The following is a 12,425-nucleotide window of genomic DNA, read 5'->3' as shown; positions in this document are numbered from 1 at the left end:
CCGTTCGTCCGAGGGCGCGCATGCCGGTGGCACCCGCGCCCCACCGACGATTACACCAGGTCCCCCGGTGGGTGCGGAGGGGGGAGTGGGCCGCAATCAGCGGGCGGCGGCCGTCCGCTCCGGTAGTGCCTGGGGCTGAGCGACGGACGGTGCGGGATGGGTGTGGGAGGTGAGGACCAGCGGCGGCAGCACAGCAGCGCCGGAGGGGCGCAGCAGTGAGACGCCGGCGGCGGCCGGGGCGGCCGTCAGGGGCGCGGGCAGCTCCTTCGCGGCGGGCCGCGTACGGCTGAGGTCGCGCTCCTGGCGGACCTCGCCCGGCGACATCGCGAGCGAGGTCGTGGCGGCGCTCGGGCCACCCCCGCGGGCCCGGGGCGCCTCCACGGCCGTCTCCAGCGGCTGGGCGCCGACCAGCGCGAACGCGGCCAGCGAAACGGCTCCGGCGGCCGCGAACGCGAACCGGCGCCCGCGCGTGCCACCGCGCGGCTCGACCTCGTGGATGCGGAAGCCGCGCTCACGGGGCAGCGGAGCCACCGGGATCAGGGCGAACGCCTCCATGCGGCCGACGGAGCCACCTCTTCCGTCGCCCGGGCCGTCACCGCCGCCGCTCCGGTCCTCGCCCCCGAGCCGTTCGCCCGGCAGGCCCTGCAGCCGGGCGAGCAGGGAATCGGAGAGCGGTGGAGGCGCGGCCTCCGCGAAGACGCTCTTGAGCCGGCGCTGCGCGTCGGCTTCGGCTTTGCATGTCCAGCAGGTGGCGAGGTGCGCCAGCACCCGCTCCCGCGAATCGTGTCCCAACTCCCCGTCGACCAGGGCCGCGAGGCGGTCGCCGAGATGGTGCTCGGCGGGGGACTGACCGCCTGAACCGCTCACGCGATCCCTACCTCCCCACCCATCCGAAAGCCGGGAGCCACACCCGCCACCGCGCGCTGCTCGGCCCGGGCGGCGGGCGAGCGGTGCTGGAGCGCCTTGCGCAGGTGGGAGCGGCCGCGGTGGATACGGCTGCGCACGGTGCCGAGCTTGACGCCCAGCGTCGCGGCGATCTCCTCGTAGGAGAGCCCCTCGATGTCGCACAGGACGACCGCGGCGCGGAACTCCGGTGCGAGGGTGTCCAGCGCCTGCTGGACGTCGGCGTCGAAGTGCGTGTCGTTGAAGTGCTGCTGGGGGGACGGCTCGCGGCTGGGGAGCCGCTCGGCGGCGTCCTCGCCCAGCGCGTCGAAGCGGATGCGCTGGCGGCGCCGGACCATGTCCAGGAAGAGGTTGGTGGTGATGCGGTGCAGCCACCCCTCGAACGTGCCCGGGGTGTACGTGGACAGCGAGCGGAAGACGCGGACGAAGACCTCCTGCGTCAGGTCCTCGGCGTCGTGCTGGTTGCCCGTGAGGCGGTAGGCGAGGCGGTAGACCCGTGCGCTGTGCGTGCTGACGATCTCCTCCCAGGTGGGAGGTGTCCACGCCTGCGTGTCCGCATCGGTGGCGAAAGTCGCGGTGGTTGCGGAGTCTGCGGAGTGGGAACGGTCAGCGGTGTAGGTCACGGATTTCGGCTCGGGAGCGGACCTGCGGAAGCGCCTGAGCACGCCCCGGCGGTCGCCACCCGCAGCCGCACCTCCCCTGTCGGCTCTGGTGGTGTCCAGTGGAGCCCCTACCATATCCACCTCGCCCGTTAGCTCCGGATAAGCATTTTTGACCCGCTTTTTGGTCTTGCTCTGCCGTGATCCGTGACGCCCGGCCGGCGTCCGCGGTTCCCGCCGTTTCCCCGGCCCTCCGCTCTCCTCAACGCCCGGTCCCATCTGCGGGTTCCCGTGGGCAGCGGATACAGTCACGGTTGCGTGGACTACGGGGACAGGAGAGGGCCATTACCGGCAACCAGCAGACGAGCTGGGCGTTCGCCGATGTGTTCGTCGCCGAGGACGAGGCGCTGCGCTGGGCCCGGGACCGGGCCTACGAGGCAGGGCTCCGCTCGGTGTCGAACGGCACCGGCGCGGCGCTGCGCCTGCTCGCCGCCGCTGCGGACGCCAAGGCCGTCGCCGAGATCGGCACGGGCACCGGGGTCTCCGGCATCCACCTCCTGCACGGCATGCGCCCGGACGGCGTGCTCACGACCGTGGACAGCGACCCGGAGTGCCAGCAGTTCGCCCGGCAGGCGTTCCGCGCCGCCGGCTTCGCCGGCAACCGGGCGCGCTTCATCCCCGGCCGGGCGCTGGAGGTGCTGCCGCGCCTCGCCGACGGCGGGTACGACCTGGTCTTCTGCGACGGTGACCGGCTGGAGTGCCTCGACTACCTAGCCGAATCGTTGCGCCTGCTGCGCCCCGGTGGGCTGGTCTGTTTCGAGGGCGTCTTCGCGGACGGCCGCACGGTCGACTCGGCCCTGCCGCCCGCCGAGGTGCAGCGGCTGCGCGAATTGCTGCGGGCCGTGCGGGAGTCCACGGCGCTGGTGCCGTCCCTGCTGCCCGTCGGCGACGGGCTGCTGTGCGCGGTGCGGCGCGGCGCCTGAGCGGGGCCCGTCAGACCGCCGGGTGGCCCCTGGATACGCCGCCGCCCCGGTGGCCGGTGGGACCGGCAGCCGGGGCGGTGCGGGAGTCGTGGGTCTGCGCCTCAGACAGTGACCTTCTCCAGGGCCTCGCCGAGAGCCTTGGCCTCGTCCGGGGTCAGCTCGACGACGAGACGACCGCCGCCCTCGAGCGGAACCCGCATGACGATGCCCCGCCCCTCCTTGGTCACCTCGAGCGGGCCATCGCCCGTCCGCGGCTTCATGGCCGCCATGCTCGTTCCCCTTCCTGAAACCAGCTCATCGTCAGCCGACGGCCCTATGGAAGGGCACGCGTCACCGGCATCGAACACATTGCTTCCAGGTCATTATCCCGCATCGCGCGACCCAATGACCAACATCGGTCCGCATCCCTTCGGCAACGCGCTGCCGCAAAACCACTCAATTCGGGGATCACACTCCGTTCCTGCGTCGCCCTCAGGGACATAGCGGCACTCGATTGTTTGACGCAGGTCACATATCGGCCCCCGATGATCTCCGGCATGCTGGCGCTGACCACAGCCGACCCAGGGAGGGACCGCACCATGGCCGACACCGTGCTGTACGAGGTGGGCGACGGGCTCGCGACGATCACGCTGAACCGCCCCGACGCCATGAACGCGCTGGACACGGAGACCAAGGTCGCCCTCCGCGACGCCCTGGTCCGGGCGGGCGGGGACGCGGCCGTACGGGCCGTGCTGCTGACCGCCACCGGGCGCGCGTTCTGCGTCGGGCAGGACCTCAAGGAACACGTGACCTCGCTGGCGGCCGACCGCGAGCACGGCACCCGGACGACCATGGACACGGTCAAGGATCACTACAACCCCATCGTCACCGCGATCACCCGGATGCCCAAGCCGGTCGTCGCCGGGGTCAACGGCGTCGCGGCCGGCGCGGGCGCGGGCTTCGCCTTCGCCGCCGACTACCGCGTGGTCGCCGACTCGGCCGCCTTCAACACCTCCTTCGCCGGGGTCGCCCTCACCGCCGACTCGGGCGTCTCCTGGACCCTGCCCCGCCTCATCGGCCACGGTCGCGCCGCGGACCTGCTGCTCTTCCCGCGCAATGTGAGCGCCCAGGAGGCGTACGAGCTGGGCATCGCCAACCAGGTCGTCCCCGCGGCGGAGCTGGCCGCCACGGCCGAGGCCGTGGCCCGCCGGCTCGCCGCCGGCCCGACCGGGGCCTATGCGGCGATCAAGGAGTCCCTCGCGTACGGGGCGGAGCACTCACTGGCCGACTCGCTGGTCAAGGAGGACGAGCTGCAGGAACGGGCCGGCGCCTCCGAGGACCACGGCATCGCGGTGGCGGCCTTCCTCGCCAAGGAGAAGCCCCGCTTCGTCGGTCGCTGACCCCTGCCCGGACGGCGGGCGGGCCCGTGCGGCCCGCCCGGCGGCCGGACGGCTCAGGCCGTATCCCGTGCGTGGCACCCGGCCAGGTGGTCGTTCACCAGCCCGCACGCCTGCATCAGCGCGTACGCCGTCGTCGGCCCCACGAAACGGAAGCCCCGCTTCTTGAGGTCCTTGGCCAGGGCCGTGGACTCGGGCGTCACCGCCGGCACGTCCGCGAACGTCCGCGGCACGGGGCGGCCCGCCGCGTCCGGCGCGTACGACCAGACGAGCTCGTCGAGCTCGCCGGGCCCCAGCCGGGACGCGGCCTGGGCGTTGGCCATCGTCGCCGCGATCTTCGCGCGGTTGCGGATGATGCCCGGGTCGGCCAGCAGCCGCTCCGCGTCGGCGTCCGTGAACGCCGCGACCTTGGCGATGGAGAAGCCCGCGAAGGCGGCGCGGAACCCCTCGCGGCGGCGCAGGATCGTCAGCCAGGAGAGCCCCGACTGGAAGGCCTCCAGGCATATCCGCTCGAACAGGGCGTCGTCGCCGTGCACCGGGCGGCCCCACTCCGTGTCGTGATAGGCGCGGTAGTCCGCCCGGGACTCCGCCTCCAGGCCCCAGGGGCAGCGCGACAGCCCGTCCGGGCCGAGGACCACTCCGCCGTCGGTCATGACGTCTTCTCCCCCTCGTCAGGGCCCTCGGAGCCCCCATCGGGCCCTTCGGCCCCCTCCGCCGGCCGGCCGGGCTCCGCGTCCTGCCGGGCGTCCCGGGCCGCGCCGCCGGCGAGGCCGTGCCGGCCCCCTATCGCGGCGGCCTGGGCGCCGGCGAGCGCGGCCTCGAGCTCGGCGATGCGGGCGTCCCGCTCGGCCAGCTCGGCGCCGAGCCGGTCCAGGACGTCGTCGGTGTCCGTCATGCGGTAGCCGCGCAGCACCATCGGCAGGCGCAGCGCCTCCACGTCGGCCCGGCCCACCGGCCGGCCCAGCGGCAGGGGCCAGGCCATGCGGTCCTGGGCGGGCTCGGGCAGCACGCCGCCGGCGGTGTCGCCACCGCCCCCGGCGACGGCGAGCGTGACCGCGGCGACCACCACGACCAGCGCGATGAGCAAGAACCAGAACACGGCCGTCTCCCCGTCGTCCTCCGTCAGCCAATCCGTCCACCCTGATCGTGCCATGCCGCACTGACAGTTAAGGTCGCTGGCGGACCACGGAGAGGGAGTACGGAAGATGCTGCGGCTGGGACGACGCGAGTTCGACGCTCACGAGCCGGTGATCATGGCGATCGTGAACCGGACGCCCGACTCCTTCTACGACCAGGGAGCGACGTTCAGCGACGAGCCCGCGCTGGCCCGGGTGGAGCAGGCGGTCGCCGAGGGCGCGGCCATCATCGACATCGGCGGGGTCAAGGCGGGCCCCGGCGCGGAGGTCACCGCCGAGGAGGAGGCCCGCCGCACGGTCGGCTTCGTGGCGGAGGTGCGGCGCCGCCACCCCGACGTGGTCATCAGCGTCGACACCTGGCGCCACGACGTCGGCGAGGCCGTCTGCGAGGCGGGGGCCGACGTGCTGAACGACGCGTGGGGCGGTGTGGACCCCAAGCTGGCCGAGGTGGCGGCACGCTACGGCGCCGGCCTGGTGTGCACGCACGCGGGCGGCGTCGAACCGCGCACGCGGCCGCACCGGATCGCGTACGACGACGTGATGGCGGACGTCCTGCGCGTGACGCTCGGCCTGGCCGAGCGGGCCGTGGAGCTGGGCGTGCGCCGCGACGGCATCATGATCGACCCGGGCCACGACTTCGGGAAGAACACCCGCCACTCGCTCGAGGCCACCCGCCGGCTGGACGAGATGGCCGCCACGGGCTGGCCCGTGCTCGTCTCGCTGTCGAACAAGGACTTCGTCGGCGAGACGCTCGACAAGCCGGTCAAGGAGCGGGTGCTGGGCACGCTGGCGACGACGGCCGTCTCCGCCTGGCTGGGCGCCCAGGTCTACCGCGTCCACGAAGTGGCGGAAACCAAGCAGGTCCTGGACATGGTCGCCTCCATCGCCGGCCACCGCCCCCCGGCGGTCGCCCGCCGGGGGCTCGCCTGAGCGGTGGGCCGTCGGCCCCCGGCGGTGGGCCGCCGGGGGCTCGCCGGGATCGGGGGGCGGGTCAGGTGCCCGCTTCCTTGGTGACGACGCCGATCGCCTCCTCCACGTCGTCCGTGACGTGGAACAGCTGCAGGTCCGCCAGGCCCGCCTTGCCCTCGGCGACGAGGGTGCCCCTGAGCCAGTCGAGCAGGCCCTGCCAGTAGGCGGTGCCGAACAGGACGATCGGGAAGCGGGTGACCTTCTTCGTCTGGACGAGGGTGAGCGCCTCGAACAGCTCGTCCAGCGTGCCCAGGCCGCCCGGCAGCACCACGAACCCGCTCGCGTACTTCACGAACATCGTCTTGCGCACGAAGAAGTAGCGGAAGTCGACGCCGAGGTTCACATACGGGTTGAGCCCCTGCTCGAAGGGCAGCTCGATGCCCAGGCCCACGGACACCCCGCCCGCCTCCATGGCGCCCCTGTTCGCGGCCTCCATCGCACCGGGCCCGCCGCCGGTGATCACGGCGAAGCCCGCCTCGACCAGGCCGCGTCCGATGGCCACCCCGGACTCGTACTCCGGCGTGCCCGGCTTCGTACGGGCCGAGCCGAACACGCTGATGGCCGGTGGCAGTTCGGCGAGCGCCCCGAAGCCCTCGACGAACTCGGACTGGATGCGCATGACCCGGAACGGGTCCTCGTGCACCCAGTCGGCCGTTCCTCTGGTGTCGAGCAGATGCTGGTCGGTGGTACCCGCCTGCATCTGGCCCAGCCGGCGCACGACCGGCCCCCGCCGCTGCTCCCGCCGCACGCGCGGCGTCTCGGGATTGCCCATACCGTGCTCCCTCCGCTGCGGATCGTCGGAACCGCAGATCGTCGGATTCGTTGCGCCTCAGCGTAGGCCCGCGACCACCGCGGCCACCGGCCGTCAGCCGGTCAGCCAGGCGCGCAGCCGCTCCTCGCAGTGCGTGATCTTCTCGGTGACCACGTGCTCGTCCCGCTTGTGCGCGTACAGCGGGTCGCCCGGCCCGTAGTTGACCGCGGGGACGCCCAGCGCGCTGAAGCGCGCGACGTCCGTCCAGCCGAACTTGGGCCGCGCCGTGCCGCCGACGGCCTCCATGAAGGCCGCGGCGGCCGGGTGGGTGAGGCCGGGACGCGCGCCGCCCGCGTGGTCGTCGACGACGAACTCCGTGACGCCGCAGCCGTCGAAGACCTCGCGGACGTGCGCGAGGGCCTCCTCCTCGGTGCGGTCGGGGGCGTAGCGGAAGTTCACCGTCACGGTGCACTCGTCCGGGATGACGTTGGTCGCGACGCCGCCGGAGATGCCCACGGCGTTGAGGCCCTCGTGGTACTCGAGCCCGTCGACGACCGGGCGGCGCGGCTCGTACGCGGCGAGGCGGGCGAGGATCGGGGCGGCGGCGTGGATGGCGTTGGACCCCATCCAGCCGCGCGCGGAGTGGGCCCGCTCCCCCGCCGTGCGCAGCAGCACCCGCAGGGTGCCCTGGCAGCCGCCCTCGACCTCGCCCTCGGAGGGCTCCAGCAGGATGGCGAAGTCGCCCTCCAGCCAGTCCGGGTGGGCCGCGGCGACGTGCCCGAGGCCGTTGAGGTGGGCGGCGACCTCTTCGTTGTCGTAGAAGACGAACGTCAGGTCGCGGTTGGGCTCGGGGACGGTCGCGGCGATGCGCAGCTGCACGGCGACGCCGGACTTCATGTCGCTGGTGCCGCAGCCCCACAGCACGCCGTTGTCGTCCAGCCGCGAGGGGACGTTGTCCGCGATCGGGACGGTGTCGATGTGGCCGGCCAGGACGACCCGCTCGGCGCGGCCGAGGTTGGTGCGGGCGACGACGTTGTTGCCGTGCCGGTCGACGCTCAGGTGCGGAAGGGCGCGCAGCCGGTGCTCGATGGCGTCGGCGAGGGCCTTCTCGTCGCCGCTCTCGGAGCGGAAGTCGACGAGCTGGGCGGTGAGGGCAACGGCGTCGAGGGACAGGTCCAGTGCGGCGTGATCCATGCCGCGAGCCTAACGCGACCGCCGGTAAGGTCCAGGGCCGCCGGGGAGCGCACTCTCAAGTAACGTGGCCCGCATGTCCCGGATCACCGTCACCCGCCGTGGCCGACTGCTGCGTACCGTGACCGCCTGCGCCGTACTGCTGGCGCTGATCGGCTACGTGATCGCCCTGCAGGTGACGGGCGGGACGGGGGCGCCGCGCTGCACGGTGCGGGCCGACGGGGAGTCGTACTCCCTCTCTCCCGAGCAGGCCGTGAACGCGGCGACGATCTCGGCGGTGGGGTCCTCGCGCGGGCTGCCGGAGCGGGCGGTGACGATCGCGCTGGCGACGGCGATGCAGGAGTCGGGGCTGCGCAACATCCACCACGGCGACCGCGATTCGCTGGGTCTGTTCCAGCAGCGGCCGACCCAGGGCTGGGGCACGGCCGGGCAGATCACGGACCCGGTGTACGCGGCCGGGAAGTTCTACGACCACCTGGTGGAGGTGCGGGGCTATTCGCGGCTGCCGCTGACGGTGGCCGCGCAGCGGGTGCAGCGCAGCGGTTTCCCGCAGGCGTACGCCAAGCACGAGCCGAACGCGTCGCTGCTGTCCTCGGCGCTCACGGGCCGCGTGGAGGCCGCCTTCAGCTGCACGCGCAGCCCCGGCGACGGCAGGCCCGGTGACATGTCGGCGCTGCGGTCCAAGCTGACGCGGGAGTTCGGGCCGGGGGTGCTGCCGAAGGTGGCCGCCGGGCCGGCCGGCGCGGGCGGCTCCGGTGGCGGCCGCACGCTGACCGTGCCGGTGCAGCCCGTTGCGGCGTCCGCGCAGGACGGGCCGGGGCGGCGCGGCTGGGAGCTGGCGTCCTGGGCGGTGGCGCACGCGGCCGAACTGCGCGTGGAGCGCGTTTCCTTCGGCGACCGGGTGTGGACGGCGAAGAATTCGGCGGCCGGCTGGCGCGAATCGGAGGACGAAGCGGCCGGGAGCGGCCCGGCAGCGGTAAGAATCACGACCGCTCAGTAGTACGAGAGGCCCCTCCCCCGGAGTACGTTCCGTATACGGGAGTTGTCGCCTTGCCCGTCATCCGCACGCGTTCTCGACTCACCCTCGACAGCCTTGTGACTAAAGGCTTTTAAGCCTTCCGGATTGATTGACAACCTGCCCGGTTTGCCGTGGTTTCAACGGAGCCGATAATGCGACGCATTACTCACTCTTTACCTTGGTTCACCGCAACCTTCGAGGGGCTCACGCGGTAGTCACAGCGTCCGCTCGCCGGACAGCAACCGACCTCTCACTCCGTCAAAGGAGCAACATGTCCCTCCCCCTCACGCGTCGCATCGCCCGGGCCGCCCTGCTCGTCGCAGCGGCTGCTCCCATCGTCGGTGCGGCGGCCGGCTCTGCGAGCGCCGCGGACCTGGTCAAGGCCCCCGACCTCGGCGGGCTGAGCGCGGTGGACAGCGCCAACCTGGGCAACAACATCGACTCGACCTCCCAGCAGGCCGGGAGCACGGCGACGGGCGTCGGCGGCAAGGCCGTCAGCACGGCCACCAGCACGGTGGGCAAGGCCAGCAAGGAGCAGGTCCCGGCCGCGCAGAAGGCCGCGGGCCAGGTCGCGGGCGGCCTCGGCCAGGCCGCGGGCAACACCGCGCAGGGCGTCACCAAGAGCGGCCTGCCCACCCAGGCTCTGCCGACCAAGGGTCTGCCCCTCGGCTGAACCACGCCATGGAGCACCCACAGGGGGCCCGGGACTTACCGTCCCGGGCCCCCTGTTCGCGTAGGTACGGACGTAGACGCTACTCGGCCAGACGCCGGACCGCGGCCTCGACACGCTCGTCCGTCGCGGTGAAGGCGATCCGGACGAAACGCCCACCGGCCGGGCCGTAGAAGTCGCCCGGGGCGACGAGGATGCCGCGCTTGGACAGCTCGCCGACCGTGTCCCAGCACGGTTCGTCACGCGTGGCCCACAGGTACAGCGACGCCTCGCTGTGCTCGATCCGGAAGCCGGCCCCCTCGAAGGCGGCGCGCAGCGCGGCCCGGCGGGCGGCGTAGCGGGCCCGCTGCTCGCTGACGTGGGCCGTGTCGCCCAGGGCCGCGACGGTGGCGGCCTGGACGGGGGCGGCGACCATCATTCCGCCGTGCTTGCGGATCTGCAGCAGCTCGCCGAGGACGGCGGCGTCACCGGCGAGGAAGGCGGCGCGGTAGCCGGCCAGGTTGGAGCGCTTGGAGAGCGAGTGGACGGCGACGATGCCCTCGTACGAGCCGCCGCAGACGTCCGGGTGCAGGACCGAGACCGGGTCGGCCTCCCAGCCCAGCTCCAGGTAGCACTCGTCGCTGAAGACCAGCACGCCGTGCTCGCGGGCCCAGGCGACCGCGCGGCGCAGCTCCTCCTTGGACAGCACCCGGCCCGTCGGGTTGGACGGCGAGTTCAGCCACAGCAGCTTGAGGCCGGCGGGATCCAGCTCGGTCGGGTCGTCGTAGACGACCGGCTCCGCGCCCGCGAGCCGCGCGCCCACCTCGTACGTGGGGTAGGCCAGCCGCGGGTAGGCGACCTTGTCGCCGGCGCCGAGGCCCAGCTGGGTCGGCAGCCAGGCCACCAGCTCCTTGGAGCCGACGATCGGCAGCACGTTGGCGTGCGACATGCCCCGGGCACCCAGGCGACGCTCCGCCCAGCCGGTGAGCGCGTCCCGCAGCGCGGCCGTGCCCCACACCGTGGGATAGCCGGGGCTGTCGGCGGCGTCCGCCAGCGCCCGCTGGACGACGGCCGGCACCGGGTCGACGGGGGTGCCCACCGAGAGGTCGACGATGCCGTCGGGGTGGGCGGCCGCGGTGGCCTTGTAGGGCTCGAGCCGGTCCCAGGGGAAGACGGGGAGGCGGGAAGAGACTGCGCTCACGGTGTTCGCTGCTCGCTCTCTTGCGTCAGTGGGGTGGGGAATGCGCCGCGGCCCCGCACGGCGGTGGCCGTACGGGGCCGCGGTTGCTGCCGCAGGTCAGTGCTCGGCGTTGATGCCCTCGGGCAGCTCGGCGATGAAGGGGTGGTCCCGCTCGATCAGGCCGAGCTTGGAGGCTCCACCGGGCGAACCGAGCTCGTCGAAGAACTCGACGTTCGCCTTGTAGTAGTCCTTCCACTCTTCCGGAGTGTCGTCCTCGTAGAAGATCGCCTCGACCGGGCAGACCGGCTCACAGGCACCACAGTCAACGCATTCGTCCGGGTGGATGTACAAGGACCGGGAGCCCTCGTAGATGCAGTCGACGGGGCACTCCTCGATGCACGCCTTGTCCTTCACGTCGACACAAGGCTGCGCGATGACGTAGGTCACGCTGTCGTTCCTCCTCGGTAGGGCTCATCTCGCGCGGGAGCGCGGCGTCGTCGATGCCCACACCTAGTATCTCCCTCCCCGGGCACATGACGAACAAGAGGGGCGGGCAGAGCTGTGGAATTCACCACGGGCGGAAGGCTCGCGGTGCGGATCACCGCGGCAGATGTGGGAAAAAGGGTCTCCGTACGGCGCCTGAACGACTCCGGGAGTTCCCCGGAGCGTTTCACCGACGCCGTCGGGGTGCTCACTTCCTGGACAGGCGGTGTGCTGCGGATCACACGCCGCAGCGGTGAGATCGTCGAGATCGAGGAGGGCGCGCTCGTCGCCGGCAAGGTCATTCCGGCGGAGCCCGCCCGGCGGCGCGGCCCCGCCGCGACCCGTCGCGAGCTCCAGGAGATCGCGGCCCGCGGCTGGCCCGCGCGGGAGACCGAGCGGCTGGGCGGCTGGACGCTGCGGGCGGCGGGCGGCTTCACCGCCCGGGCCAACTCGGTCCTGCCCCTGGACGATTGCGGGCTGCCGCTGGACACGGCGCTGGAGCGGGTGACCGACTGGTACGCCGCGCGCGGGCTGCCCGCCCGTGTACAGATCACCACGGGGAACCCGGCGGCGGACGAGCGGCTCGACGCGGAGCTGGCGGGGCGCGGCTGGACGGCCGAGCGCCATGCCCTGATGCGCACAGCGGCCCTGGCGCCGATCGCCGACCGGTACGCGGACGAGGCCCCGGTGGTGCTCTCCCGCGAGCCGGACGAGGCGTGGCTGGCGGCGTACGGGCGCACGGGCGCCGACCCTGCGGACGCGCTGGCCGTACTGACCGGGGGCCCCTCGGTCTGGTTCGCGACCGTGCCGCAGGCAGCCGCCTCGGAGGAGCCCGGCGGGACGGCACCGGACGCCGGGGACCGGCCGGCGGCCATAGCCCGCTGTGTGATCGACGGCCGGTGGGCGGGCTTCGCCGCACTGGACGTGAGCCCCGGCAGACGACGGCAGGGGCTGGGCACCCAGGTGATGGCCGCCCTGGCCCGGCAGGCGCTGAGCGAGGGCGCCTCGGCGGCATATCTGCAGGTGGAGACCGATAACGACGCGGCCGCCGGGCTCTACGACGAGCTGGGCTTCACCACGCACCACGCCTACCACTACCGCCGCGAGCCGCTGCGGTAGCCGCGGACGCGGCCGCACCATGGACAGTGACGGTGGCTGCGCCATCGCTCCGAGGGGTACGAGGCACG

Annotated in this window: 15 protein-coding genes; 6 read left to right on the top strand and 9 right to left on the bottom strand. The window is 73.1% G+C overall.

All coding sequences use genetic code 11. The annotated features are described in order from the left end of the window. Positions 1-96: 96 nt before the first annotated feature. Both AB0G59_RS01030 and sigE read right to left on the bottom strand, forming a co-directional pair. Positions 97-867: a zf-HC2 domain-containing protein gene (locus AB0G59_RS01030; RefSeq protein ID WP_360906682.1), complete on the bottom strand. Its 771-nt coding sequence runs from the start codon at positions 865-867 to the stop codon at positions 97-99. Further along, positions 864-1,640, bottom strand: coding sequence for an RNA polymerase sigma factor SigE (gene sigE, locus AB0G59_RS01025; RefSeq protein ID WP_079274063.1), 777 nt, complete (start codon positions 1,638-1,640; stop codon positions 864-866). Before sigE ends, AB0G59_RS01030 begins: the two co-directional genes overlap by 4 nt. A gap of 176 nt (positions 1,641-1,816) precedes the next feature. On the opposite strand from sigE, the gene AB0G59_RS01020 reads away from it, so the two are divergent. Continuing rightward, positions 1,817-2,485, top strand: a complete 669-nt coding sequence (locus tag AB0G59_RS01020; protein WP_071964338.1) for a class I SAM-dependent methyltransferase — start codon at positions 1,817-1,819, stop codon at positions 2,483-2,485. A 101-nt stretch (positions 2,486-2,586) separates the two neighbouring features. Here the strand turns inward: AB0G59_RS01020 and AB0G59_RS01015 are convergent, their stop codons facing one another. Next, on the bottom strand, positions 2,587-2,754 hold the full coding sequence (locus AB0G59_RS01015; RefSeq protein WP_003985072.1) for a DUF3117 domain-containing protein: 168 nt from the start codon (positions 2,752-2,754) through the stop codon (positions 2,587-2,589). 309 nt (positions 2,755-3,063) lie between these two features. On the opposite strand from AB0G59_RS01015, the gene AB0G59_RS01010 reads away from it, so the two are divergent. Then, the gene (locus tag AB0G59_RS01010) at positions 3,064-3,864 is read left to right on the top strand and encodes an enoyl-CoA hydratase-related protein (RefSeq protein ID WP_071964384.1); all 801 of its coding nucleotides are present in this window, start codon (positions 3,064-3,066) and stop codon (positions 3,862-3,864) included. 53 nt (positions 3,865-3,917) lie between these two features. Here AB0G59_RS01010 and AB0G59_RS01005 read toward each other — a convergent pair whose 3' ends face one another. Continuing rightward, positions 3,918-4,514, bottom strand: coding sequence for a DNA-3-methyladenine glycosylase I (locus AB0G59_RS01005; RefSeq protein ID WP_360906679.1), 597 nt, complete (start codon positions 4,512-4,514; stop codon positions 3,918-3,920). Then, a complete protein-coding gene (locus AB0G59_RS01000) occupies positions 4,511-4,960 on the bottom strand; it encodes a cell division protein DivIVA (RefSeq protein WP_360906677.1) in 450 nt (149 codons plus the stop codon). Before AB0G59_RS01000 ends, AB0G59_RS01005 begins: the two co-directional genes overlap by 4 nt. A gap of 106 nt (positions 4,961-5,066) precedes the next feature. Between AB0G59_RS01000 and folP the strand changes: the two genes are divergently transcribed. Further along, positions 5,067-5,927 (top strand): dihydropteroate synthase, encoded by an 861-nt coding sequence (gene folP, locus AB0G59_RS00995; protein ID WP_071964341.1) that lies wholly within the window; start codon positions 5,067-5,069, stop codon positions 5,925-5,927. A gap of 61 nt (positions 5,928-5,988) precedes the next feature. On the opposite strand, the gene AB0G59_RS00990 is transcribed toward folP, so the two are convergent. Further along, positions 5,989-6,738 carry a TIGR00730 family Rossman fold protein gene (locus tag AB0G59_RS00990; protein WP_071964342.1) on the bottom strand — a complete coding sequence of 250 codons (750 nt, stop codon included), beginning with the start codon at positions 6,736-6,738 and terminating at the stop codon, positions 5,989-5,991. 93 nt (positions 6,739-6,831) lie between these two features. Continuing rightward, entirely contained in the window at positions 6,832-7,911 is a 1,080-nt protein-coding gene (dapE, locus tag AB0G59_RS00985; RefSeq protein WP_360906675.1) for a succinyl-diaminopimelate desuccinylase, read from the bottom strand. Between the two features lie 73 nt (positions 7,912-7,984). Between dapE and AB0G59_RS00980 the strand changes: the two genes are divergently transcribed. Together AB0G59_RS00980 and AB0G59_RS00975 are read left to right on the top strand one after the other, a co-directional pair. Then, on the top strand, positions 7,985-8,908 hold the full coding sequence (locus AB0G59_RS00980; protein ID WP_360906673.1) for a hypothetical protein: 924 nt from the start codon (positions 7,985-7,987) through the stop codon (positions 8,906-8,908). A gap of 289 nt (positions 8,909-9,197) precedes the next feature. Beyond that, entirely contained in the window at positions 9,198-9,599 is a 402-nt protein-coding gene (locus AB0G59_RS00975; RefSeq protein ID WP_360906671.1) for an ATP-binding protein, read from the top strand. Positions 9,600-9,678: 79 nt separating this feature from the next. Here AB0G59_RS00975 and dapC read toward each other — a convergent pair whose 3' ends face one another. Both dapC and fdxA read right to left on the bottom strand, forming a co-directional pair. After that, positions 9,679-10,776, bottom strand: a complete 1,098-nt coding sequence (gene dapC / locus AB0G59_RS00970; RefSeq protein WP_360906669.1) for a succinyldiaminopimelate transaminase — start codon at positions 10,774-10,776, stop codon at positions 9,679-9,681. 96 nt (positions 10,777-10,872) lie between these two features. Beyond that, positions 10,873-11,202, bottom strand: coding sequence for a ferredoxin (fdxA, locus tag AB0G59_RS00965; protein ID WP_071964347.1), 330 nt, complete (start codon positions 11,200-11,202; stop codon positions 10,873-10,875). Positions 11,203-11,316: 114 nt separating this feature from the next. Here fdxA and AB0G59_RS00960 point away from each other — a divergent pair, with 114 nt between their 5' ends. After that, the gene (locus AB0G59_RS00960; protein WP_360906667.1) at positions 11,317-12,357 is read left to right on the top strand and encodes a GNAT family N-acetyltransferase; all 1,041 of its coding nucleotides are present in this window, start codon (positions 11,317-11,319) and stop codon (positions 12,355-12,357) included. Positions 12,358-12,425: the final 68 nt, after the last annotated feature.

The sequence above is a fragment of the Streptomyces sp. NPDC021096 genome (assembly GCF_040641275.1).
GTDB lineage: Bacteria > Actinomycetota > Actinomycetes > Streptomycetales > Streptomycetaceae > Streptomyces.
Note: the sequence above shows the minus strand (reverse complement) of the source record. Positions and strands in the feature narration are given on the sequence as shown.